The organism is Corynebacterium sp. 32222D000AT (genome assembly GCF_053546955.1).
Map to the genome: position 1 here is coordinate 46,693 of NZ_JBPPVW010000006.1, position 22,693 is coordinate 69,385.

Annotated in this window: 21 protein-coding genes; all 21 read right to left on the bottom strand. The window is 67.2% G+C overall.

Translation table 11 applies throughout. The features are described from left to right. Positions 1 to 212: 212 nt before the first annotated feature. The 21 genes from ACEE23_RS05215 to ACEE23_RS05315 all read right to left on the bottom strand — a co-directional run bounded on the left by ACEE23_RS05215 (position 213) and on the right by ACEE23_RS05315 (position 22,554). Complete coding sequence (locus ACEE23_RS05215; RefSeq protein ID WP_368519041.1) at positions 213 to 419, bottom strand: hypothetical protein; 207 nt, start codon at positions 417 to 419, stop codon at positions 213 to 215. Positions 420 to 566: 147 nt separating this feature from the next. Then, positions 567 to 1,625 carry a DivIVA domain-containing protein gene (locus tag ACEE23_RS05220; protein ID WP_368519040.1) on the bottom strand — a complete coding sequence of 353 codons (1,059 nt, stop codon included), beginning with the start codon at positions 1,623 to 1,625 and terminating at the stop codon, positions 567 to 569. 291 nt (positions 1,626 to 1,916) lie between these two features. Then, complete coding sequence (locus ACEE23_RS05225; RefSeq protein WP_368519039.1) at positions 1,917 to 2,207, bottom strand: YggT family protein; 291 nt, start codon at positions 2,205 to 2,207, stop codon at positions 1,917 to 1,919. 125 nt (positions 2,208 to 2,332) lie between these two features. Then, the gene (locus ACEE23_RS05230) at positions 2,333 to 2,776 is read right to left on the bottom strand and encodes a cell division protein SepF (protein ID WP_368519038.1); all 444 of its coding nucleotides are present in this window, start codon (positions 2,774 to 2,776) and stop codon (positions 2,333 to 2,335) included. A 63-nt stretch (positions 2,777 to 2,839) separates the two neighbouring features. Further along, positions 2,840 to 3,583, bottom strand: coding sequence for a YggS family pyridoxal phosphate-dependent enzyme (locus ACEE23_RS05235; protein ID WP_368519037.1), 744 nt, complete (start codon positions 3,581 to 3,583; stop codon positions 2,840 to 2,842). After that, the gene (gene pgeF / locus ACEE23_RS05240) at positions 3,573 to 4,337 is read right to left on the bottom strand and encodes a peptidoglycan editing factor PgeF (RefSeq protein ID WP_368519036.1); all 765 of its coding nucleotides are present in this window, start codon (positions 4,335 to 4,337) and stop codon (positions 3,573 to 3,575) included. The genes ACEE23_RS05235 and pgeF overlap by 11 nt, the downstream gene beginning before the upstream one ends. A gap of 31 nt (positions 4,338 to 4,368) precedes the next feature. Then, the gene (gene ftsZ / locus ACEE23_RS05245; protein ID WP_368519035.1) at positions 4,369 to 5,664 is read right to left on the bottom strand and encodes a cell division protein FtsZ; all 1,296 of its coding nucleotides are present in this window, start codon (positions 5,662 to 5,664) and stop codon (positions 4,369 to 4,371) included. 232 nt (positions 5,665 to 5,896) lie between these two features. Next, positions 5,897 to 6,550, bottom strand: a complete 654-nt coding sequence (locus ACEE23_RS05250) for a cell division protein FtsQ/DivIB (RefSeq protein ID WP_368519034.1) — start codon at positions 6,548 to 6,550, stop codon at positions 5,897 to 5,899. Beyond that, a complete protein-coding gene (murC, locus tag ACEE23_RS05255; protein WP_448872865.1) occupies positions 6,547 to 7,962 on the bottom strand; it encodes a UDP-N-acetylmuramate--L-alanine ligase in 1,416 nt (471 codons plus the stop codon). Before murC ends, ACEE23_RS05250 begins: the two co-directional genes overlap by 4 nt. Before the next feature lie 71 nt (positions 7,963 to 8,033). After that, the gene (gene murG / locus ACEE23_RS05260) at positions 8,034 to 9,116 is read right to left on the bottom strand and encodes an undecaprenyldiphospho-muramoylpentapeptide beta-N-acetylglucosaminyltransferase (protein ID WP_368519032.1); all 1,083 of its coding nucleotides are present in this window, start codon (positions 9,114 to 9,116) and stop codon (positions 8,034 to 8,036) included. Between the two features lie 10 nt (positions 9,117 to 9,126). After that, positions 9,127 to 10,629, bottom strand: coding sequence for an FtsW/RodA/SpoVE family cell cycle protein (locus ACEE23_RS05265; RefSeq protein WP_368519031.1), 1,503 nt, complete (start codon positions 10,627 to 10,629; stop codon positions 9,127 to 9,129). Next, positions 10,626 to 12,134 (bottom strand): UDP-N-acetylmuramoyl-L-alanine--D-glutamate ligase, encoded by a 1,509-nt coding sequence (murD, locus tag ACEE23_RS05270; protein ID WP_368519030.1) that lies wholly within the window; start codon positions 12,132 to 12,134, stop codon positions 10,626 to 10,628. Before murD ends, ACEE23_RS05265 begins: the two co-directional genes overlap by 4 nt. Positions 12,135 to 12,173: 39 nt before the next feature. Beyond that, complete coding sequence (gene mraY / locus ACEE23_RS05275) at positions 12,174 to 13,280, bottom strand: phospho-N-acetylmuramoyl-pentapeptide-transferase (protein WP_368519029.1); 1,107 nt, start codon at positions 13,278 to 13,280, stop codon at positions 12,174 to 12,176. Between the two features lie 76 nt (positions 13,281 to 13,356). Beyond that, positions 13,357 to 14,889, bottom strand: a complete 1,533-nt coding sequence (locus ACEE23_RS05280) for a UDP-N-acetylmuramoyl-tripeptide--D-alanyl-D-alanine ligase (RefSeq protein WP_368521471.1) — start codon at positions 14,887 to 14,889, stop codon at positions 13,357 to 13,359. After that, positions 14,886 to 16,451, bottom strand: coding sequence for a UDP-N-acetylmuramoyl-L-alanyl-D-glutamate--2,6-diaminopimelate ligase (locus ACEE23_RS05285; protein WP_368519027.1), 1,566 nt, complete (start codon positions 16,449 to 16,451; stop codon positions 14,886 to 14,888). Before ACEE23_RS05285 ends, ACEE23_RS05280 begins: the two co-directional genes overlap by 4 nt. A 12-nt stretch (positions 16,452 to 16,463) precedes the next feature. Further along, positions 16,464 to 18,320, bottom strand: coding sequence for a peptidoglycan D,D-transpeptidase FtsI family protein (locus ACEE23_RS05290; protein WP_448871402.1), 1,857 nt, complete (start codon positions 18,318 to 18,320; stop codon positions 16,464 to 16,466). A 244-nt stretch (positions 18,321 to 18,564) separates the two neighbouring features. Beyond that, on the bottom strand, positions 18,565 to 19,407 hold the full coding sequence (locus ACEE23_RS05295; RefSeq protein WP_368519026.1) for a hypothetical protein: 843 nt from the start codon (positions 19,405 to 19,407) through the stop codon (positions 18,565 to 18,567). Next, positions 19,404 to 20,447 carry a 16S rRNA (cytosine(1402)-N(4))-methyltransferase RsmH gene (gene rsmH, locus ACEE23_RS05300; RefSeq protein ID WP_368521469.1) on the bottom strand — a complete coding sequence of 348 codons (1,044 nt, stop codon included), beginning with the start codon at positions 20,445 to 20,447 and terminating at the stop codon, positions 19,404 to 19,406. Before rsmH ends, ACEE23_RS05295 begins: the two co-directional genes overlap by 4 nt. Positions 20,448 to 20,620: 173 nt before the next feature. Then, positions 20,621 to 21,055 (bottom strand): division/cell wall cluster transcriptional repressor MraZ, encoded by a 435-nt coding sequence (mraZ, locus tag ACEE23_RS05305; RefSeq protein ID WP_296205687.1) that lies wholly within the window; start codon positions 21,053 to 21,055, stop codon positions 20,621 to 20,623. Between the two features lie 476 nt (positions 21,056 to 21,531). Further along, positions 21,532 to 21,939, bottom strand: a complete 408-nt coding sequence (locus tag ACEE23_RS05310; RefSeq protein WP_368519024.1) for a DUF3040 domain-containing protein — start codon at positions 21,937 to 21,939, stop codon at positions 21,532 to 21,534. Positions 21,940 to 22,110: 171 nt separating this feature from the next. After that, positions 22,111 to 22,554, bottom strand: a complete 444-nt coding sequence (locus tag ACEE23_RS05315; RefSeq protein WP_368519023.1) for an SAV_6107 family HEPN domain-containing protein — start codon at positions 22,552 to 22,554, stop codon at positions 22,111 to 22,113. Positions 22,555 to 22,693 lie beyond the last annotated feature (139 nt).

The window sequence follows — 22,693 nt, forward strand, 5'->3', positions numbered from 1 at the left end:
CGCTTCGTTGGTCGTGAAGGAGTTGACGGTCCCACCCGCCCGGTTCTAATAAGCGCTGCTCAGATAACGCAAAAGCAGCGCCGTTCTTCCGGAATACTCCCCGGTGATGGCCGGATCATCGTATATAAGCCCTTAGTATAGCCGCCCGAGCGCCGGCTGAGCCAGTCCCCGCGGGTTTCCTTTCGACTCGCCCGGCGGAAACGGGAAAACAGCTAGGACCGGTGTTCCGCGTCCTCTGGCTGCGAGTGCGGCGACGTCCGGTCCCCGCGGTGCTTGGCGAAGGCGTCAATTAAAACCAGGATGATGCCGGCGGCCGCCGCGACGAAAACCACCACGAGCGACCAGGTGGCCGCGGACAACAGGTAGTTAACGAAGGCGATGAAAGCGATAAACGCTAAGACCAAGGCAGCAATCAGCATGGAAGATGACGCCCTTTCTCGCAGATGCGGTTCTCACGATGGCTTATGCATTAAACCTACACCAAAGCCCCCGCCGCGCACGGTTATGACCGTGGGCGTGCGGGGGCGTGAGGCGGTACGGGAAAGATGTTCTTCCCCGGCGCAGCCTTAGGAGTTGGACTCGCCGTTCGGGGCGGCAGAGCCGCGGGTCTCGAGTTCTTCCAGCTGGGACTCCAGCAGGGTCTTCAGGCGGGTGCGGTACTCGCGCTCGAAGGTGCGCAGCTCGGAGATGCGGGTCTCCAGGGCGGTCTGCTGCTGCTTGACCGTGTTCATGATTTCGGTGTGCTTCTTCTCAGCGTCAGCCTGCAGGGCCGCTGCCTTCTCCTCGGCCTGGCGGATCTGGGCCTCGGCGCGGGAGTTAGCCTCGGACTCGGTCTGCTTGGCGCGCTGCTGAGCCTCGGCAACCTGGGCGTCGGCCTTCTTCTGGGCCTCGTCCAGCTGGGTGCGGGACTTGGTGTCGGCGTCGGACAGCTGCTTCTCGGCGGCGGTGCGGGCGTCGGTCAGCATGGACTCGGACTCGGCCTTGGCCTCGTTGGTCAGGCGGTCGGCCATCTCCTGGGCCAGGCCCAGCACGCGGGCGGCCTGCATGTGGGTCTCCGGGGTGGCCAGGCCGTTGGCATCCGCGGTGGCGGCAGCGGCCGGGGCCTCCTTGGCGGAGGAAGCGGAGACGTCCGCGACCTTCTTCTGCAGCTCCTGGTTTTCCTTCTTGGCAGCCTCGAGGTCGCGGCGAGCCTTGTCCAGGTCCTGCTTGGCCTTGGTGGCCTCGTCCTGGGCGGCCTTCAGCTCCTTGGAGTCGGCGCTGGACTTGCCAGCGGCAGCGGAAGCCTGCTCCTTCTTAGCGTTCTGCGCAGCCTCAGCCTTGGCGTCGGCCAGCTTCTTTTCGTATTCCTTGTCGAGCTGGGAGCGCAGGTCTGCCTCAATCTCCTTGCGGAGGGCGGCCTCATCGACCGAAGAGGTAGCGGACGCCGCGGAAGCGGTGGCGGCGCCGGAGCCGGACTGCAGGCTGTTGACCTGCGACTGCAGCTCGTCGTTCTCGTCCTGCAGCTGGGCAAGGGCGTCTTCAACCAGGTCGAGGAACTGGTCGACCTCGTCCTCGTTGTAGCCACGCTTGCCAATCGGCGGCTTGCTGAACGCGACGTTGTGTACATCAGCTGGTGACAGCGGCATTGACTTCTCTTCCCCTTCAAGTCGGTGCAACCCCGGAGGTTTCCGGAGTCAATAGAAGATATGAATCAAGCTACGAGCCTACACTCGTCGCCCGACCCAAGGTTTTCTAATCGGACAATAATACGATTCTTCGTTTCATTGTAACCAAAAAGACACAGTAACGGACGATTACTCAAGTCTCAATATTAAGCCGAGGTTGACGATTTTGCACTTTCGTTTACTTCTACCCCGCCGGACCCCGCCCGTTTACGGATTGGCCCAACCCGCCGGAGGCCGGCTAGACCGTGGCAGCTAGACCATCGTGGCGATGACGATATTCATCAGGACGGCCAGGATGATGAACAAGACGATGATGGACATGTCCAGCGCTACCCCGCCCAACCGCAGCGGCGGGATGACCTTGCGCAGGGCTTTTACGGGCGGATCCGTGACCGCGAACAGCGGCTCCGCGCACATCATGAACCAGCGCGGCGGGTTGAACTGCCGGGAAAAGGACTGGATCATCTCGATGATGATGCGCACGATTAGCGCCAGGGAAAAGATCCGGAGCACGGCGTACAGAATAATTCCTAATTGACTCACCCTTCCGACCCTATCCGAACTACCCCCACCTTCGGGGAATTACCCCGCAATGCGCAAAAATCCCCGGGTGCCCTCGCCGGGTTTAACCGGCGGGCAGGGCCCGGGGATTTAACGTCGTGGCGTTCTTAGCGCAGCTGGGCTGCGCGCTCCAGCTCCAGGGTGGAGATGTTGGCGCGCTCCGGCACGATGGCGAAGACGCGGCGGTCGGTGTCCAAGCCCTTGGTCAGGTCGACCATGCGGCCGCGCAGTGCGAAGCAAAGGCCGGCGGCGAAGTCGATGAAGCGCTTGGCAGCGGACTTCTCGGCGTCGGTCAGCTCGAAGACGACGGCGTCGCCATCGCGGAAGGGCTCACCGATCTTCGGGGCGTCGTTGTAGGTGGTCAGGGAAATCGGCACGATGGTCGGCGCGAACTCCGGCTCGGCCGGAGCGCGCTCGTAGCTCGGGCGCGGCTGGTAGGCCGCGGAACCCGCGGTGGCGTAGCGAGCGTCATCCTCGTAGTAGGCGTCGTCGTGCTCCATGTCCATCGGCTGGAGGCCGAAGAACTCCTTCGTGCGATCAATAAATGACATATGTGGTCTCCCTCTGACCCGAAATGTACAAGTGCGGTCTGATATGCGTCTTTGCGTTGGTTTTTAACCTACTGGCCGCGTGCCCATGATGCCGGTTCCGACACGCACGATATCCGTGCCCGCGAAAACTGCCTCGCGCAGATCCGCGCTCATCCCGGCCGACAGCTCTAGGGCGTGGCCGAGCTTCTCCCCCAGCTCATCGGCCAGCTGGCGCGCGGCGGAAAAGACCTCGGCCGCGTCCGCTTCCACGGGCGGGACGACCATGATGCCGCGCAGCTCCAGGTTGGCAAGCTCCTCGACGTAGCGCAGCAGGTCTTCGGCCGTGTCCCAGGCCGCCCCGCCGCGGGACGGGTCCGAGTCGTAGGACAGTTGCACGTAGACCGGTAGGTTCTCGGTGCGCTGGCCGCGCTCCCGGGCCAGTTCTACCCCGCGGTCGAGAGCGGCGGCGAGTTTCTCCGAGTCCAGCGAATGGACGCTGTGCGCCCAGCGGGCCACGTGGTTGGCCTTCTTGGTCTGGATCTGGCCGATCATGTGGAAGTGCATCTCGGGCAGCTGCTCGGCCTTGGCGCGGGCTTCCTGCTCGCGGTTTTCCGCGACGTCGGTGACCCCCAGCTGGCCGAGCAGCGCGATGTCCTCGGCCGGGTGAAACTTGGTTACCGGCAGCAGGCGCGGCTCCGGGCGGCCGGCCTCGGCGGCTAAGGCAGCTATCTGCTCGCGGGTGTTAGCCAGGCCGCGCTCCAGTTCGGCTAGCCGGGCCTGGTCGCTACTTTGGGCTGCCGGGTCCTGCGGGGTGGTTTTATCGGTCATTGTCGGTCTCCTCCTCCAACCAGATGAGTCCTGCCTGCCGGCCGGTGGTGCCCTCCCGGCGGTAGGAAAAGAAAGTGCTGTCTTCGATGGTGCACCGCGGATCCGCCTGGATGGCGGTCACGCCCAAGCTCATCAGCTGCCGGATCAGTCCGGCCCGCACATCGATACCTGGGGTCCCCTTCTCCGTGGTCGTGCGCGATCCGGGTAGGTGGGCCTCGACGTCGGCGGCCATGTCTGCGGGCACCTCGTAGTGGCGGCCGCTGGCGGCTGGGCCCAGCAGCACCTGCAGGCGTTCGGGGCGGGCGCCGAGATCGCACATCGCCTCGACGGTCGCCGGCACGATCCCGTTGCGCGCGCCTAAGCGCCCGGCGTGGGCCGCGGCGACCACGCGGGCCTCCGGGTCGGCTAGCAGCACCGGGGTGCAGTCAGCCACCAGCACGCCCAGGGCCAGACCCTCGGTGGCCGTAACCAGTGCATCGGTGGCCTCCACTGGTGTAGAACGCGGGCCGTCGACGACGGTGACGTTGTTGGTGTGGAGCTGCTCCATCCAGACGATGTCATCAAGGCGGAGTAGCTCCTGCAGGCGCTGCCGGTTTGCCGCTACCGCCGCCGGGTCGTCGCCGACGTGCTCGGCCAGGTTGAACGACTCGTACGGAGACGCCGAAGCCCCTCCCGAGCGGGCCGTAAAGACCATCCGGAAGGGGCGTTTCAGGCGGGCGGGGCGGGTGGTGCGTGCTTCCTCGTTTACTGGCATGCACTCCAGACTAGCGCGCGCTATGGATCAATTAGCGCAAGAAGTCCGGCACGTCCAAGTCGTCGTCGCCGCGGTTGTCGCGCTCGTCGCGGTAGCTCGGGCGGTAGTCCTCGCGCGGGGCCTCGCGCTCGAAGCGCTCGCGGGTGGTGAACAGGCCGCCGTCGCCGCGGGTATCGCCGGCGCGGCGCTGCGGCTCCGACTCGCGCGGGCTGTAGCCCTCGCGCTCGTCGTGGCGCAGCTGGTGGCGCGGCTCGTAGCCGCCGCGCGGCTCCTCGGCCGGCTCCGGCTCGGTGGCGCGGTCGCGGTTTTCGAACAGCGAACCGGAACGCTGCTGGGACTGCTGCGGGCGGGCCTCGCCAGCCGGCTTATCCGTGGCGTTCTTCTCGGCGTCGAAACCGGTAGCGATGATGGTCACGCGGACCTCGTCGCCCAGGTTGTCGTCGATGATGGTGCCGAAAATTAGGTTGACGTCCGGGTCGGCTTTCTCCTCGACCATGGAGGAGGCCTCGTAGACCTCCTGCAGGCCCAGATCGGAGCCGCCAGCCACGGACAGCAGCACGCCCTTGGCGCCTTCCATGGTGGACTCCAGCAGCGGGGAGTTGATGGCCTGCTCGGCCGCGGTCATGACTCGGTTGTCGCCGCGGGCGGAGCCCACGCCCATCAGGGCGGAGCCGGCGTCGGCCATCACGGAGCGAACGTCGGCAAAGTCAACGTTGATCATGCCCGGGATCAGGATCAGGTTGGAAATGCCCTGGACACCGTTGTGGAGGACCTCATCGGCGGCGCGGAAGGCTTCCATCATGGACAGGTTCTCGTCGCCCAGCTGCAGCAAGCGGTCGTTCGGGATGACGATCAGGGTGTCACAGACCTCGCGGAGCTGCTCGATACCTTCCAGGGCTTGGCGGGTACGGCGGGCGCCCTCGAACTTGAAGGGCTTGGTGACAACACCGACGGTCAGCGCGCCCTGCTTCTTGGCGATGGAGGCCACGACCGGGGCGGCGCCGGTGCCGGTGCCGCCGCCTTCGCCGGCGGTGACGAAGACCATGTCGGCGCCGTTGAGGGCGTCCTCGATCTCGGACTTGTTGTCCTCGGCGGAGGTGCGGCCGACCTCCGGGTTGGCGCCGGCGCCCAGGCCGCGGGTGGCCTCGCGGCCGATGTCGAGCTTGAAGTCAGCGTCGGAGAAGATCAACGCCTGGGAGTCCGTGTTGATAGCCACGAACTCGACGCCCTTGAGGCCTTCTTCGATCATGCGGTTGACGGCGTTGACGCCGCCGCCGCCGACGCCGACGACCTTGATTTCCGCCAAATTGTTGTTCGGTGTGCTCATGAGAGGTGGTCAAACCTTTCGGGATTTGTTGGTAAATAAACGAGGAATTGCGCGCCTGTGACGCGGTTGCTTTCCATCTTCACTGACACACGTGTAATTTACGTGTTCATTTGCCCGCGTGTCGGTACCCTCAACCTCTACTTTAGGGTTGCTGACATGGGCTTTTATGCAGTTCGCGCCCCCACCACACGGCAATCTGGCAGGGGCGCGATGTTGCGAATTTTTTCCGGCGCTAATCGCGCTTGGTCACCAACTCGGGGTTAGTGATATTCCAATGGGTGCCGTCCATCTGCAGCACGGTGGAAAACGCGCGGGCCTTGTCCGCGTTGTCGTCGTTCGCGCCCCAGACTACCGTGCGCCCGGACGCCAGGTGCAACGTCGCCGAGTACTTCTCGTCCATGCTGAGCTTTTCGACCTGCGCGCGCTGATCCTGCGACAGGGCCGCCAGGATTTCTACGGCGTCGACCAAGCCGGCCTCCTCGTTGCTATCGATCTCCACGGCGCCTTCCGGCGGCTCGGCGACGACGAACTCCTTGCCCGCCGAGTCGATGAGGTGGGTGCCATCGCCCTCGCGCAGGAAGGCCACGGCTTCCCGCTCGGTGATGTCGACCTGCACCGTGCTGGGCAGGGAGCGGCCCACCGTCGCGGATTTCACCCACGGCAGCGTGGCCACGCCCTCGGCGGCCGCATGCGCGTCCAGGCGCATCAGGTTGCTGCCCTCGGCGATCCCGGAGGCCTCGCGGACCTCTTCCTCCGTGACCTGGCTGGCGCCGTTGAGCTCGAAATCCTGGGCCTTGAACACGGGGAAGAACCAGACCACGGCGGCGGCGATGGCCACCACCGCCACCAGGGCGCCTGCCACCGAAAGTACTAGCTTGCCCCTCATCGGAAACGCTGCTCCAGCTCAGTCAGGATCTCCGCGGCCACCAGGGTGACCGAGCCAGCGCCCATGGTCAGGACCAGGTCGCCCGGTTGCACGGCCGCGACCACGCTGGCCGCCGCCGCGGAGAAGTCCGGCTCGTAGAAGACCTCGGTGCCCGCGGGGATCTTGTCGGTGATAATCCGGGAGGTGATCCCTTCTACCGGTTGCTCGCGGGCGCCGTAGATATCCAGCACCACCGCCACGTCCGCCAGGCTCAGCGCGTCGGCGAATTCCTGCTGGAATTTCATGGTGCGCGAGTACAGGTGCGGCTGGAAACAGACCACCACGCGGCCAGAGCGGGTGGTCGCCTCCACCCGCTCGCGGGCGGCGCGCAGGACCGCGGCGACCTCCGTCGGGTGGTGCGCGTAGTCGTCGAAGACCTCGACCGGCTCCTGGCCCTTAAGCCCCGCCGGGACGGACCCGCGGTACTCAAACCGCCGGCGCACGCCCGTGAAGTCGCTGAGCCCGTCGGCCAGCTTGTGCGGGTCCGCGCCCGCCAGCGTGCCGGCCACCAGGGCCGCCGCCGAGTTGAGCACCATGTGGTGCCCGGGGACCTGCAGCAGGTAGTCCAGGCCCACCGAGTGCCCCGCAACGTCCAGGTGCACGGTCACGCGGGTGCCCTCCGCGGTGGCTTCCTCGGTGGAGATGACCGCGCCCGCCGGGATCTCCGGGTAGCGCTCCACGGCGGCGGGGGTGCCGTAGCCGAGCACGTCGATGCCGCGCTGTGCGGCGCGCTGCCCCATCTGGGCGGCGTGCTCGTCCTCCAAGCAGACCACCAGGTGGCCGGTGGGGGTGATCCGATCGGCGAAGTCCTCGAAGACCTGGAAATAGGCCTCCGGGGTGCCGAAGTAGTCCAGGTGGTCGGGCTCGATGTTGGTCACCACGGCCACGTCCGGGCGGTAGCGCAGTAGGGACGCGTCCGACTCGTCGGCTTCGGCCACGAAGGCCATTCCGGTGCCGTGGTGCGCGTTGGTGCCGGCCCGGTTGAGCTGGCCGCCGATGGCAAAGGACGGGCCCTCGCCGGCCTGCTGTAGCGCGTTGACCGTCATCGAGGTCGTCGAGGTTTTGCCGTGGGTGCCGGCCAGCAGCACCTGGGTGTAGCCCTCCATGAGCTCGCCCAGCAGGTCGGAGCGGCGGATGACCGGGATCCCGGCCTCCCGCGCGGCGACCAGCTCCGGGTTGTCCTGCGGGATAGCGGCGAAGGAGGTGACCACGGCGGTCGGCTCGGCGCCGGAAAGCCGCAGGTTCTCCGCCGCGTGGCCGACCGAGATTTTCGCGCCGAGGGTGCGCAGGACCTCCACGGCGGTGGACTCCTTTTGGTCCGAGCCGGACACGGCGCTGCCACGGGCCAGGAGGATCCGGGCCAGGCCGGACATGCCCGCGCCGCCGATGCCCACGAGGTGGACCCGGTCGAGGTTAACTGCGTCGGGGGTGGATTCGGGGCCCACTAGGATTCCTCCTTGGCTTCTCGGATAGCGGTAGCGATGTGGTCAGCCAGGCGCTGGGCCGCGCCGCCGGCCGCGCTGTCGGCGACCGCCGCGCGCATGGCCTTTAGGCGATCCTCGTCGCCCAGGATGGCGCGGACCTCGCGGTCGAGGCGGGCACCGTCCAGCTCGGCATCGGGGACCTGGACGGCCGCGCCGGCGGCCACCACGTCCTTCGAGTTGAGCGCCTGCTCGCCGTTGCCGTGCGGCAGCGGCACGTAGATGGCCGGCACGCCGGCGGCGGAAACCTCCGCGACCGTCATCGCCCCGGAGCGGCAGACCGCCAGATCCGCCACGGCCAGGGCCGCGGACATATCGTCGATATAGGGCACCGGCACGTAGTTGTCGGTCTGAGCCGGCAGCTCGTTCTTCTTGCCGACCGCGTGCAGGACCTGGAACTCCCCGGCCCAGCCGGGGTGTGCTTCGGCGACGGCCCGGTTGATGCTGGCCGCACCCTGGGAGCCGCCGGTGACCAAGATGGTGGGAATACGCTCGCGCAGGCCCCACAGCTCGCGCCCGCGGGCGGCGGCCTCCGGATCCTGGCCGAGCTCCGGGCGCACCGGGATGCCGACCTGCTCGCCCGGCATGCCCGAATTCGGGTGGGCGTTGAAGCCGATGCCGCCCAGCTTGACGCCCAGCTTATTGGCCAGGCCCGCCAACGCGTTGGTCTCGAGCACGTAGAAGGGCAGGTGGTGGCTGGCCGCGGCCAGGTAGGCCGGCGCGGCGACGTAGCCGCCGGTGCCGAAGACGGCATCCGCGTCCACCTTCTTGAGAACCTTGCGCGCTTCCAGCACAGAACGCACCAGGCGGTACGGCAGCTTCAGCAGGTCCAGGCTGAGCTTGCGCGGGATCGGGACCGGGGTGATCATTTCCAGGTCCACCCCGCGGGCGGGAATAAGGTCGCTCTCCAGCCCCTTCTGGGTGCCCAGAGCGGTAATACGGGCGCCGTAGTCACGCTGCAGGACAGCGGCCACAGCCAGCGCCGGCTCGATGTGGCCGGCAGTGCCGCCACCAGCGACGACGACGGATAAAGGCTTTGAATTCATGAACTACAGGCTACCAGCGCCGGCGCGGGTTCCTGTCCCCGCCGCGCCCGGCGGAATCCTGCCCGCGCGGCGTGGAGCGCACCGGGCGGGTCCGCCCGGTCACCGGCGAGCCAAAACGCTCCTCCCGCTGCGCCTGGCGGCGGGCGCTGCCCCGCTTTTGGGGGTTAGCGCTCGGGCGCTCGGGCCGGCGGTCCCGGGGCGCGCCCGAACCGTCGGCACGACGGCGACCGCCGCGCGGGGCGGCATCGGCCGGCTCCGGTTCCGCGATGAAGAACAGCCGGTCGAAGAGGGGACGCCCGTAGTTGCGCATCGCCGAGACCGCCTCCGGCTCGTGCCGGGCCACGTTGCACAGAAGGCCCATGGAGCCAATGGTGATAATCGCCGCGGTGCCGCCGGCCGAGATCATCGGCAGCTGGATGCCGGTCACCGGCAGGAGGCCGACGACGTAGCCGATGTTGAAGTAGGCCTGCGCAACGACGCCGGTGGTCAGGGTCGCGGCCATGAGGGCGTGGAACTGGTTCTGCGCGCGCAGCGCGGTGCGGATGCCGAAGAACCCGAGCAGGGCGAAGAGCACGATGACCAGCGCGCCGCCCCACAGGCCGAGCTCCTCGCCCACCACGGCGAAGATGAAGTCGTTTTTCGCCTCCGGCAGGTAGAACCACTTGGCGCGGGACTGGCCGATGCCCACGCCGGCGATGCCGCCGTCGGCCAGCGAGAGGAAGCCCTGGTAGGCCTGGAAGCCGGTGCCCTGGGTGTCCTGGATGTTGCCCACCAACGCGTCGAAGTAGGTGTGGAAACGGTGCGAGCGGAAGCCGCCCGACAGGAAGACGAAGATCACGCCCGCCACGGCCAGCCCGATAATGGAGGCGACCACGCGCCAGTCCACGCCGGCGAAGAACAGGGTAAACACGACGACCACGGCAAACGACATGGCCATACCCAGGTCGCCCTGCAGGATAATCAGCAGGAACATCAGGCCCGCGATGGCCGAGTAGACCATGAACGGATCCAGCAGGTCCTTCGGGCGGTGCTGCTTATTGGCCAGCGCCGAGGCGCCGAAGAGGCCGATGGCTACGCGGGCGAGCTCCGAGGGCTGCAGGGAAATCGGGCCCAAGATGATCCACGACTGGGAGCCAACCTCCGCGCGGCCGGTACCAACCCCCGGGATGAGCACCAGGATCAGCAGCACGATGGACAGCAAGAGGATCCACGGGATGGCCCAGCGCATGGCGCGCGGCGGGATCTTCAGCGCCAACCAAAAGGCCAGCAGGCCGACCAGGACCATCGCGGACTGGCGCAGCGCCTGGCCCCAGACCAGGCCGGATTCCACAAGGGACTCGGCCATGGAGGAGGAAAAGACCATCGTCACGCCGATACCGACGAGCAGGAAGATGATGATCCGCAACATCAGATAGTCCAGCCCCGACCACTTGTTCATCTGCTCGTGGCGGCGCTCGAGGAAATTGGCCACCCGCTGCCCGGGCTTGGCTGACTTCTGCGTTGTGGAGGTCATTGCGCTGGCTTCTCCTCGTTATCTTCTCCGGCATCCGGCGCGGGACGGTGATCCGATTTTTCCGTGACCGCACGCGCCGCCGCGGCGAAGAAATCGCCGCGCTGTGCCATCCCGGTGTACATGTCTAACGATGCCGCAGCCGGGGCCAAAAGTACGGTATCCCCCGCTTCGGCGTGTTGCCAGGCCGCGGCCACCGCGGTCTCCATGGCCGCCTGCGGATCCTGCTCGTCTAGGACGGTTACGGGAACCTGCGGGGCGTGGGCTTGGAGCGCCTGAGCCACCAGCTCCCGGTCCTTGCCCAGCACGACCGCGGCCTTGAGCTGGTCGGCGTGGGTGGCAACCAGCTCGCTGACATCTGCTCCCTTGAGCTGCCCGCCGGCCAGCCAGATGACCCGGTCGAGGCCTTCCAGGGCGGCGTCCGCGGCGTGCGGGTTGGTGGCCTTGGAGTTGTCGATGAAGCTGACCCCGCCGTGGCGGTGGACGACCGCGCCGCGGTGTCCGGCGACGTGGTAGGCCGCCAGGCCCGCCTGGACGGCCTCGCGGCTCGCCCCGGCGGCCAGCCCGGCCGCGGCGGCAGCACAAGCGTCCAGGACGCCGGCCAGACCGGCCGGCTCTACCCCATCGGCCGAGACCAGGTCGAGGTCCTCGCCGTCCAGGCGGGCAATGATCCGCCCGCCTTCCACGCCGACCTGCCCGGCCTGCGGGGTCTGGGAGCTAAAGGAATAGACCTGCGGCGCCAGGTCCCCGGCTTGGCGGGCCCGGGAGACCAGTTCCATCACGTGCGCGTCGTCCGTGCCGGCAATGGCGATGCCGCCGTGCATGACCTTGGCCTTATCGGCGGCGTAATTGTCGAAGCTGCCGTGCCAGTCGAGGTGGTCCTCGGCCAGGTTGAGCAAAACGCCCACCTCCGGGCGCAGCTGGCTGGCCCAGTGCAGCTGGAAGGAAGACAGCTCGGCGACCAGCACGTCGACGCGATCGTTGTCCTGGATGGCGTCGAAGACGGAGACGCCGATGTTGCCCACCGGCACCGCGCGGCGCCCGGTGCGGTTAGTATCTGCCTGCATGATGGCCGCCAGCATGCCGGTGGTCGTGGTCTTGCCGTTAGTGCCGGTGATGACCAGCCACTGGCGGGCCGGCCCGAAGGTGCCGGCCGCGTCCAGGCGGTAGGCCAGCTCGACGTCCCCGATGACCTCGACGCCGGCGGCCCGGTAGGCCTCCAGCAGCGGTGAGTCCGGTCGCCAGCCCGGGGAGGTTACCACCAGGTCGATCTGGCCGTCGCCGGCGACGGCCATGGCCTGCTCGGTGCTGAGCCCGGCCGCCCTCGCCCCGCAATCGTCCAGCGCGGTCTGTCGCGCCTGCGGATTGTCGTCGGCGATTGTGACCGCGAAGTTCAGGCGGTCCAGGACTCGGGCGCACCCGCGCCCGGATACGCCCGCGCCCGCTACCAGCACCCGGCGGGCCTGGGCCAGGTCCGCGGGCAGACTACGCGCCGTGTGCTCAGTCATGGTGTTGTCGAAGACTCCTACTCTTTGCTGTCTTAGTCGCTAGATTCCGATGCCCGCGGCGGTCAGCCAGTCCGCGTAGAACAGGGCCACGCCGAGCATGGCGGCCATGCCGGCCAGCAGCCAGAAGCGGATGACCACGGAGGTCTCCGGCCAGCCGCCGTTTTCGAAGTGGTGGTGGATGGGCGCCATGCGGAAAAAGCGCTTGCCGGTGGTCTTGAAGACGGCGACCTGGATGACCACGGAGGCCGCCTCCACGACGAACAGGGAGCCGATGATGATCATCAGCAGCTCGGTGTGGGTGGTTACGGAAATACCCGCGACCAGGCCGCCGAGCGCCAGGGAGCCGGTGTCACCCATGAAGATCTTGGCCGGCGCCGCGTTCCACCACAGGAAACCCAGGCAGCCGCCCAGCCCGGCCGCGGCCAAGATGGCCAGGTCCAGCGGGTCGCGGACCTCGTAGCAGCCGGCGGCGTGTTCGGCACCGCAGGCGTTGCGGAACTGCCAGAAGGTGATCAGGCTGTAGGCGCCCATCACGAAGGCGGTCGTGCCGGCCGCGAGCCCGTCCAGACCGTCGGTCAGGTTGACCGCGTTCGACCAGGCCGCGATGAGGATATACATGAAGACCAGGAAGACGATGGTGCCGATGACGGCGCCGCCGACGGCGATATCGAAGGTGTCGATCTCGCGGAACATCGACAGCTTCGTCGACGCCGGGGTCAGCCCGTTCTCGTTCGGGAACTGCAGCGCCAGGAAGCCGAAGGCCAGGGCCAGTGCGAGCTGCCCGATGAGCTTGGCCTTCTTGTTCAGGCCCAGGTTGCGGGCCTTGAACAGTTTGATGAAGTCATCCGCGAAGCCCAGGCCGCCCAGCCCCAGGGTCAAGCCCAGGACCAAGACTCCGGAGACAGTGAACCCGCCCTTGCCGGAGATGAGCCCGTAGAGGCCCGTGGTCAGGTAGGCCACGACGATGCCGGCCAGGATCGCCAGCCCGCCCATGGTCGGGGTCCCGCGTTTGCGCAGGTGCGACTTGGGGCCGTCTTCGCGGATCTCCTGCCCCTTGCCGGCGTGGGAGAAATACCGAATCAGCCAGGGGGTGAAGAAAATCGCGACGATAAAGCTAATTACGCCGGAGACAATAATCTGGGTCACTGTGAACGTGGTCCTTCTAATACAACAAAGAGCAGTCTGAAGAAATTCTGCGCGAGCTTATTTTAGCGAGGCGGTTCTAGCCCTCGCCCTTTAAGGTTGCGGCTACCCGCCACAGCTGCTGGGCGTTCGAGGCCTTGATGAGCACCACGTCCTTCGCCGCGCGCTGCGACCACTGCTCCACCCCGGCGGGCGGGGTCCGCAGGGTTTCCTCGACCAGCTGGGCGGCCTGCGCGTGGTCCGCCCCGACGGTCGTGGTGATCCCGCGGTCGGCAGCCGCGGCGGCCAGGGCCCGGCAGGCCGGGGTGTCGCCGACGACGATGAGCCGGTCGACGTTGTACTTCGCCAGCTCCGCGCCCAACTGCTGGTGGGCCTGCTCGGCTTCCGCGCCGAGCTCGCCCATCTCGCCGAGCACCGCGATGGCCCGCGCGTCCGGCCGGGCGGCCGTGGTGTAGCCCAGCGCCGCGATGGCCGCGCGCATGGAGTCCGGGTTGGCGTTGTAGGAGTCGTTGATGATGGTGACCCCGTCCGGGCGGCTATAGACGTCCATCCGGTTCGCCGAGGCATTCCGGTGCCCACTCAGGGCCGCGGCTACCTTTTCTGCCGGGATCCCCGACTCGATGGCCGAGGCGGCGGCCGCCAGAGCGTTGGAGACCTGGTGGACGCCGAAGACCTGCAGCTTGATTCGCTGCGGGGCGGCGTTCGGCGAGTGGAGGGTAAAAGCGGCGCGCGCGACATCGTCCAGCTCTACGTCGGTGGCGGTGTAGTCCGCCTCCGGCGCCGGCGGGTTGGCCGCGGAGTAGTAGACGACCTTGGCCTCGGTGCGCGAAGCCATCGCGGCGACGAAGGAGTCGTCGGCGTTGAGCACCGCTACCCCGCCCTCGGCGGCGGCCGGCAGGGCCTCGACCAGCTCGCCCTTGGCCTGCGCGATGTTCTCCCGGGAGCCGAATTCTCCCAGGTGGGCCGAGCCGACGTTAAGCACCGCGCCGATGGTCGGCCGGGCGATGTCGGCCAGGTGGCGGATGTGGCCGATGCCGCGCGCCGACATCTCCGCGACCAGGTACTTGGTCTGCCAGTCGCACCGCAGCGCGGTGTAGGGGTGGCCGACCTCGTTGTTGAAGGAGCCGGGCGGGGCGACGGTCTCGCCCGCGCAGTGGAAGATGGCCGCCATCAGGTCCTTGGTCGAGGTCTTGCCGGCGGAACCGGTGACCCCGACGATGGTCAGGTTGCCGTTGTCGGCCAGCCGGCGAGTGACCGCCTGCGCCAGCGCCGAGAGGGCGCGGACGACGGCGGCGGCGGAACCGTCGGAGTCGTGGGCGTAGATATCGGCGTTGGCGCCGTCGCCCTCGACGCGGTCGGTGGGTTCGACGACGATCGCCGGAACGCCCACCGGGCGGGCGGCCAGCACGGCCACCGCGCCCTGGTCGACGGCCGCGCGGGCGTAATCGTGCCCATCGACGCGGGCGCCGGGCAGGGCCAAAAACAGCCCGCCCGGGGTGATCTTGCGCGAATCAAATTCGACGAAGCTGGTGACCTGAGCCTGCGGGTCATCGACCTCGTCCAGGTAGCCGCCGGTTATCTCGGCTATCTCTTTTAGCGTTAGCTCAATCATGCTTCTTCCTTCCCCGCCGGCCTGCTGCCGGAGGTCTTAGTTTCCAGTGCGCGCTGTACCTCTTCCCGGTCGTCAAAGTGGTGGACCGTGTCCCCCACGATCTGGCCGACTTCGTGGCCTTTGCCTACCACGATAATCGCATCGCCCGGCTGTGCCCACTGGATGGCCGCGTCGATGGCCGCGGCGCGGGAGGGGTATTCGGCCAGGGTGACTTCGTCGTCGCGCTCGGCGGCGGCCTCCCGGGCGCCAGCCAGCACGGCCGCGCGGATGGGGGCCGGGTCCTCGGTGCGGGGGTTGTCGTCGGTGACCGCCACGTAGTCGGCGCGGCTGGCCGCCGCCTGCCCCATCAGCGGGCGCTTCGAGGAGTCGCGGTCGCCACCGGCGCCGATGACGATGCCGATGCGCCCCTCCGGGCGCTCGGAGGTCCGGATCTGCTCACGCAGGGTGTCCAAGACCGCGGCCACGGCCGCCGGCTTGTGGGCGTAGTCGACCACGGCGACGAAATCCTGCCCGCAGTCCACGCGCTGCATGCGGCCGGGTACCGCGACGCCGGCCACGCCTTCCAGGAAGGTTTCCACGTCCACCCCGGCCGCGGCGGCCATCCCGGCCGCCAGCGCGGCGTTGGCCACGTTGAACTTGCCGGGCAGCGGGACCGTGAATTCGTAGTCCTTGCCCTCCAGGCTCAGCACGCCGTGCTGCTCGCCCGTCGGCTCGACCGCGGTGTGGTGGGCGGTGACGATTTTCCCGGCGTTGGTCGTTACGGCCGACTCGGCCGTCGCGACCTCCGCGGTGGGCGTGCCCGCCGCCCGCGACAGTTCCACCAGGCGCTGGCCCCAGGAGTCGTCGACGCAGATGACGGCGGACGCGGCGGCCTCGGGCCCGTTAAACAGGCGCGCCTTGGTCAGGAAATAGTCTTCCATCGTCGGGTGGAAGTCCAGGTGGTCCTGCGACAGGTTGGTGAACCCGCCGACTGCGAACTGGGTGCCTTGGACGCGGCCCAAGGCCAGGGCGTGGGAGGAGACCTCCATGACGACGTGGGTAACACCCTGGTCGCGCATCTGCGCGAAAAGTTCTTGAAGCTTAGGAGCCTCCGGGGTGGTCAGGGACGTCGGCACCGGGGTGCGGTTGATGCGCGTGCCGGTCGTTCCGATAAGGCCTACCTGGTAGCCGGCCGCCAGCAGCCCGGCCTCCAGCAGGTAGCTGGTGGTGGTCTTGCCGGAGGTGCCGGTAACTCCCAGGATGGTCAGGTCGGCCGAGGGGTGGTCGTAGATCTCGGCGGAGATAGTTCCCAGCACCGCGCGGATGTCCTCGACCACCAGGCGGGGGCGCGTGTCGCCGGCCGCGTCGAGGATCTCCGCGCCGGCGGCATCGGTAAGCACGGCCGCGGCTGGGGTGTCGGCGGCGAAACGGGCGCCGTGGGCGTGCAGGCCGGGCAGGGCCGCGAACATCCCGCCCGGGGCGATGGAGCGCGAGTCCAGTCCGATGCTGCTAACTTCCGTCTCCGGCGAGCCGCTCAGGTTCCCGCCGGCCAACTGCGCCAGTCGCGCTAGCGTACGTGCCATGGTGTTGTTCTCCTATTCCGCCCGCAGTTTAAGGTTCTTGCCCTCCGGAGAGGTGGGTATGTTGTCTCGGTTCAGCAGCCAGCTGGCGATGTCGCTAAACACCGGCGCGGCAGACTGCCCGCCGGAGCCGTCGTCGTTGACGCCGGATTTCGGCTCGTCCAGCATGATGGCGACCACGAAGCGCGGATCGTCCGCCGGGGCCACGCCCGCGAAGGTAATCCAGTAGGCGGAATTAGAATACGCCCCAGTATTAGGGTCGACCTTCTGAGCCGTGCCGGTCTTGCCCGACAGCTGGTAGCCGTCGATGCCCGCGCCCTGCGCCGTGCCGGACTGCACGCCCGCCGGGTCCTCCTGGAAGACCGCCCGGAACATGTCCAGGGTGGTCTTCGCCGCGGCCGGGCTGATGACCTGGGTCTTCTCCGGCTCGGAGTGGATGCGGTCCTCGCCGGCTTCGCCCTCGATGTCCTGGATAATGCGCGGGGTAATGCGCTCGCCCTCGTTGGCGATGGTCTGGTAGACGCTGGCCATCTGCAGCGTCGTCCAGGACATGCCCTGGCCGATCGGCAGGTTGGCGAAGGTACCGCCGGACCACTGCTCGAAGGCCGGTACCAGGCCGCCGGACTCGTTCGGCAGCTCGATGCCGCTGGTGTTGCCCAGCCCGAAGGCCTCGAGGTACTTCGAGAAGGTCTTGTCCCCCAGCTTCTCCGCGAGCATCAGCGTGCCGACGTTCGAGGACTTACCGAAGATGCCGGCCGTGGTGTACGGCTCGACGCCGTGCTGCCAGGCGTCGTTGACCGTCACGCCGGCCATGTCGATGGAGCCGGGGACCTGGTGGACTTCCTCCGGGGTGGTTACGCCCTCCTCGATCGCCGCGGCGGCGGTGACAATCTTGGCCACCGAGCCCGGCTCGTAGGGGTGCGAGATCGACGGGTTTTCGAAGCCCTTGCCGGCCTTGACCTGCTTTTCGATGTCCTCGTTCGGGTCGATGGTGTCCGTGTTCGCCATGGCGAGCACCTCGCCGGTGGCCGAATCCAGCACCACGGCCTCGGCGGACTTGGCCTGCGAATTGGCCTTGGCCTTCTCCAGCTTCTGCTGCACGAAGGTCTGCAGGTCCAGATCCAGCGTCAGGTGGACGTTGGCGCCGTCGACGGCGTTGACCTCATCGCGCAGGGTGCCCGGGATGGGCTGCCCGTCGGTGGACACGTCCTCGGTCTTGCGCCCGTCGATGCCCGTGAGCGTCGAGTCCCCGGACGCCTCCAGGCCGAACTGGCCCTGGCCGTCCATGGAAACCTTGCCGATCACGTTCTCGGCGATGGCCCCGTTCGGGTACTGGCGGATGTCCTGGTGGTCGGCGGCCACACCGTGGTATTCCTCGGCGATTTCGACGGCCACGTCCGGATCGACGTTGCGCACCAGCACCTCGTACTGGGTGTCCGCCTTCAGGTTGTCGAGGATCTCCTTGTCGTCGACGCTGCCGACCTCCGCGCCGGCGTCCTTGATCATCTTCGGGATGCCCTTGGACATCTCCTTCAGCCGGTTATCGACGGCCTCGCCGGCCTTCTTCTCCAGGTCCTCGCCGCTGGCGCCTTCGGCGCTCAGCTCGTTGGTGAACTGCTCTTCCAGCTCCTTGCGCAGGCGCGTCGGCGAGACCGTCAGGGAGCGGGCCTGCATGGTATAGGCCAGGCGCTGCCCGTCGCTATCGGTGATCTCGCCGCGGCGGGCCGGCTCCACGTAGACGCGGGAGCGCTGCTCCATGGCCTTGGCCGACAGATCCGGCCCCCAGACCACCTGCACCCATGCCAGGCGCCCCACCAGCAACAGCATGCCTACCAACAGGAAAGCCATGATGAGCCGCAGGCGCTTGGACATCATGTGCGAATTCTTGTAGAGCTTCTTTACCTGCGGTTGGGTGCTAGCCGGCCGCGTGTTCTCCGCGGCGGTAGCGTAGCTGCGACCGCCAGCGCGCGGCTGACGGCCCGATTGCCCCACCCGCGCGCCGGTATCGCGATACCGCCGGTGCGGGCGCGATCCCGGATTCCGTGACGTCACGGTGGTAAGTCACCTGCCTTATTCATTTCCTTTGGGGCAACCACCCGGCTGCCCAAAGCAACTGCTAATTCCCGGCTCCAGAATACGGGGCGCGGACCGGCAGATCCGGTAACTCGTCCGCGCGTGGTGCATTCGATTCCGCGTTCTGCTGGCGGTCCTCGCCCTGGCGCTGGGAATCAGCCTGCGGCGAACGATGCCCGTCCGGCGTCGCGTTGAGACTATCGGACATGCCTTCCGTGTCGTCCGGGTTGCTGGAGGCGCGGCCCGGGCGGATTGCCGTGCCGTTGACGTCAATGATGGCTTCCTGCTCATCCGTCGCCGCGCGCTTTTCTTCCACCTTGCCGTCCTCGGCGACCTCGACGACGCCCGGGTTGGTGGGCACGCCCATGTTCGCGTCCGCGGCACGGCGGGCCACGTCCGCGGTGGAGCGGACGTTTTCCAGGTCGCGGTTCAGCGTCTCAATCTGGTTGCTCAGCTGCGATTCCTGCGCGGAGAGCTGCTGGATCTTGAAGGTCTGGGAGGTCGACAGGCCGGACAGCCACATCGCCAGGCACACCCCGCCGATGAGCAGCACGATGGCCACCGCCGACAGGCGGGCGAACAGCGAGTTCTTCTTGATGGGCGTCAGGCGGCGGCCGCGCTGGGAGACCACCTGCTGCGAGCCTAGGCGCTGGTAGCGCGGCCCGTGCGGGCTGGTGGTGCCGTGGGTGCTGCGCCGCGGGCGCACCTCCCGGCGTTCCGGGGTGCGCGTGCGGGCGGTGCGCTGGGTGCCGCGGCGGTTATCCCGCTCGAGCAGCGCGGTGGCCGCTCCGGTGTCTTCTCCGGTGGTGAAATCTCGGCTAGCTCCCATGGAGCGGTGTCCCTTCGTCGAGTATGGGCGGGTGGTGCGTCGCGTGGTCTGGGTCATGGTGTGCCTCCAGGGGAAAGCAGCTGCGGGGTGCCGGCTATTCGCTCCAACGCCCGCACCCGCACCGAGGCGGCCCGCGGGTTCTCCGCGATCTCCGCCTGCGAGGCTTTCTCTGCCCCGCGGGTGATCACCCGGTAGTCCGGTTCGGTCCCCGGCAGGTCCATCGGCAGCCCCTCCGGGGTCGACGACGTCGACTGCTCCTTGAAGTACTGCTTGACCAGGCGGTCCTCCAGGGACTGGTAGCTCATAAAGACCGCGCGGCCGCCGACGCGCAGCGCCGCGGTGATGACCGGCAGGACCTGCTCAATGGCCTCGAGCTCTCGGTTGACTTCCACGCGCAGTGCCTGGAAGGTGCGCTTGGCCGGGTGGCCGCCCGTGCGCCGGGTCGCCGCCGGGATGGTGGCGTAGAGCAGGTCGACGAGCCGCGCCGAGTCACGGAAGGGTTCTTTTTCCCGCTCGCGCACGACGGCGCTGGCAATCTTGCCGGCGAAGCGCTCGTCACCGTAGGTCTTGAGGATGCGCGCCAGGTTGCCGTGGTCGTAGGTATTGAGCACGTCCGCGGCGGTTATCCCCTGGCTAGGATCCATCCGCATGTCCAGCGGCGCGTTCTGGCTGTAGGCGAAGCCGCGCTCGGCCTGGTCCAGCTGCATGGAAGAAACTCCCAGGTCGAACAACGCGCCCGCGATGCCGCCCTCCCGCGCCTTGTCCAAAACCGCGTGCTCGGTGGCCGGTCGGGCGATCGTGCTGCCGACCTCGTCGAAGCGCGCCTGCACGCCCACGAAACGGTCGCCGAACCGGGCCAGGCGCTCGCGGGCCGCAGCCAACGATGCCCCATCCCGGTCCACGCCGATTACCGACACCTCCGGGAAAGTCTCCAGGAAGTATTCCGTGTGGCCACCCGCCCCCAGCGTGCCGTCCACCAGGACGGCCCCGGCCGGGGCCTTCGCTTCGGCCTTTTCCACCGCGGGCGCCAAAAGCTCAGCCATGCGTTCACGCATCACGGGCACGTGGCCGTGATTGTTCTGTTCAGTCGAGCCCATGGTGCCCCCTTTCCGTAAACGAAGTTGCTTGGAGTTGGCCGCGGTGGTTGTCGGGAAAAATTAAGTGCGTATAGGGCCCTGCCCGAAATGGGTTCTGATGTCGGGGAAGTACACCAGCTACTCCACTTCGGACAGAGTCCGTACACGCACTCTGTTGAGTTGTGAACTGCCTTCTACAGCAAGCCGGACAGGACATCGTCCGCGTCCGCCGCCGAGTAGGCGTCTTCAGTTTGCTCTTGGTACTCAGCCCACGCGGCTGCGTCCCAAATCTCGAGAAAATCCACCGACCCGACAACCACGCACTCTTTGGAAAGGTTGGCGTATTCGCGGTGTCCAGCGGACAACGTAATACGGCCATGCCCATCCGGGCGTTGCTCATCGGCGCTCGCTGCCAAGTTACGGATGAACGCGCGGGCGGTTGGGTTCGTCCGGGACACGGCCGCTGCTTTTCGAGCTCGTTCCGCAAACTCCTCGCGCGGGTAAACCGCTAGTGAGTGGTCCTGTCCCTTGGTCACCATCAGTCCGCCAGCTAGCTCATCCCGAAACTTAGCCGGAAGCGTTAGGCGTCCTTTGTCATCAAGCTTCGGAGTGTAGGTTCCGAGAAACATCCCGGCGTCCACCTTCCTTGGCTCGATAACTCCGACATTTCTCCACGGTCTCAAAGTTCCACTTCTCCACCGCTGCGCCCCACTTTACCCCACTTTCCCCCACTTTCAACACCCACCGCGCCCCACCCTTCGCCCACTTTCCACATATATGCTGGTCAGAGGCCATAAAAATAGTGGGGAGAAATCCCCAGCCGCGGCGTTTTTTAGGCCTCATACGCCACTTGAGTACCTCCTTTAGCACAGGATTCTTTAGTACCACTAGAAACGCGGCTCCACGTTGGGGCCCGTTAGCTGGCCCAATGACACGCCTTCCACCCCGTCCGCCTAGCCGCCGCTAGGCTCCCCTCCCCTCGCCGGGCACCGTGGGGACAAACGTGGGGGAAAGTGGGGAATTGTGTGGAGGCACAGGAAAAGCCCCCGGGATCTCTCCCAGGGGCTGAAAAGCTAGGCCGCTTCGACCAGCTCTCTAGTTACCGTTAGTTGCCCTCGAAACGACGGCGGAAGTTCTCTTCCAGCTTGTTACCCATCGAGCTGCCACCGGAGTGCGACGCCCCCGCGCGGCCCCGGCCGGAGCCCGACTTCTTCTTGCCCGACTTCGAGCCGGTGGACCCGCCACCGCGGAGCATCCAGATGCCCGCGCTGAACATGACGAGGAAGCCCAGGATCGACAGAACCACGAACCACAGGCTGTTCTGCGCCAGGGCCACGCCGCCCACCAGCATGACCAGCCCGACGACCACGAGCGCCACGCCGCGCAGGGTCACGGCCCCGCTCGGGGAACCGGCTGAGGCCTGGGCTACAGAGGCACCAAACTTGGGGTCCTCAGCCAACAGCTGCTGCTCGAGCTCCCGTAGCGCGCGCTGTTCCTGCTCCGAAAGAGACACTGTACCTCCAATAAACCTCAGGGATCGCTGCCTTAAAACGGCCCTTCACGACGGCCTTTCACTGTGTTCAACGCGAGCGCCAAACAATTAGTTCCCGCCGGCTCAATTCCTCCCCCATTCTAACGTAAAGACAACGCCCAACTTAAGCCCCTAGAGCCCTAAGGGGTAGCCCTAGGCGGCGAAATCGGATTCCACCGCGGCCGCGTGGGTGGCCGCCATGAAGCGCGCGGCCAAGCCCATCAGCTCGAACACGGTCTCCGCGTCCACCGTGTCCTCCAGCCCCAGGGACACCCGAGAGCGCAGCTTCGAATACCGGCCAAACTCCTGCGCCCACTCCTTGCCCTCTACACTCACGAGCGCCAGCTGCTCCCAGGCGCTCGACGGCTTGCGCTTGCGGCGCGCCACCACCGAGACCGCGATCCGCGCGCCGGCCGTACGCAAACCCGCCTGGTAAGCGACCTCGAGGGCCTCCTCCAGACGCCCGTCGGCCGCGTATTCCCGCGCCTGCTCGATTAGCATCCGCGCCTGGCGCAGGAAATGCTGCTGCTTTGCCACGCCGCTGGTCCGGGACGCGCGCTTAGTTGCCTGTGTAGTTGCCGAGATTACGTGTGCCATTTCCGTTCACCTTCCCTCCGCAGCCGCCGCTTACGGGAGCCCTGTCGTTGTTGTCTTTTACTCTAGGAACGCCTCCGACTTACACGTTTAAAAATAGCTCGTTTGTTCGATTAACGCAAGCCCCTAGCCAGCACTGAAA

Excerpts from the sequence above, each read along its gene's own strand:
- ACEE23_RS05265 (WP_368519031.1), bottom strand. The coding sequence starts at position 10,629 with ATGACCTCCACAACGCAGAAGTCAGCCAAGCCCGGGCAGCGGGTGGCC.
- ACEE23_RS05215 (WP_368519041.1), bottom strand. The coding sequence starts at position 419 with ATGCTGATTGCTGCCTTGGTCTTAGCGTTTATCGCTTTCATCGCCTTC.
- rsmH (WP_368521469.1), bottom strand. The coding sequence starts at position 20,447 with ATGGGCTCGACTGAACAGAACAATCACGGCCACGTGCCCGTGATGCGT.
- ACEE23_RS05280 (WP_368521471.1), bottom strand. The coding sequence starts at position 14,889 with ATGATTGAGCTAACGCTAAAAGAGATAGCCGAGATAACCGGCGGCTAC.
- ACEE23_RS05235 (WP_368519037.1), bottom strand. The coding sequence starts at position 3,583 with ATGACCGATAAAACCACCCCGCAGGACCCGGCAGCCCAAAGTAGCGAC.
- murD (WP_368519030.1), bottom strand. The coding sequence starts at position 12,134 with ATGACTGAGCACACGGCGCGTAGTCTGCCCGCGGACCTGGCCCAGGCC.
- mraZ (WP_296205687.1), bottom strand. The coding sequence starts at position 21,055 with ATGTTTCTCGGAACCTACACTCCGAAGCTTGATGACAAAGGACGCCTA.
- ACEE23_RS05250 (WP_368519034.1), bottom strand. The coding sequence starts at position 6,550 with ATGAGGGGCAAGCTAGTACTTTCGGTGGCAGGCGCCCTGGTGGCGGTG.
- ACEE23_RS05290 (WP_448871402.1), bottom strand. The coding sequence starts at position 18,320 with ATGTCCAAGCGCCTGCGGCTCATCATGGCTTTCCTGTTGGTAGGCATG.
- ACEE23_RS05230 (WP_368519038.1), bottom strand. The coding sequence starts at position 2,776 with ATGTCATTTATTGATCGCACGAAGGAGTTCTTCGGCCTCCAGCCGATG.
- pgeF (WP_368519036.1), bottom strand. The coding sequence starts at position 4,337 with ATGCCAGTAAACGAGGAAGCACGCACCACCCGCCCCGCCCGCCTGAAA.
- murG (WP_368519032.1), bottom strand. The coding sequence starts at position 9,116 with ATGAATTCAAAGCCTTTATCCGTCGTCGTCGCTGGTGGCGGCACTGCC.
- murC (WP_448872865.1), bottom strand. The coding sequence starts at position 7,962 with ATGTCCGGCCTGGCCCGGATCCTCCTGGCCCGTGGCAGCGCCGTGTCC.
- ACEE23_RS05295 (WP_368519026.1), bottom strand. The coding sequence starts at position 19,407 with ATGACCCAGACCACGCGACGCACCACCCGCCCATACTCGACGAAGGGA.
- ftsZ (WP_368519035.1), bottom strand. The coding sequence starts at position 5,664 with ATGAGCACACCGAACAACAATTTGGCGGAAATCAAGGTCGTCGGCGTC.
- ACEE23_RS05285 (WP_368519027.1), bottom strand. The coding sequence starts at position 16,451 with ATGGCACGTACGCTAGCGCGACTGGCGCAGTTGGCCGGCGGGAACCTG.
- ACEE23_RS05315 (WP_368519023.1), bottom strand. The coding sequence starts at position 22,554 with ATGGCACACGTAATCTCGGCAACTACACAGGCAACTAAGCGCGCGTCC.
- ACEE23_RS05220 (WP_368519040.1), bottom strand. The coding sequence starts at position 1,625 with ATGCCGCTGTCACCAGCTGATGTACACAACGTCGCGTTCAGCAAGCCG.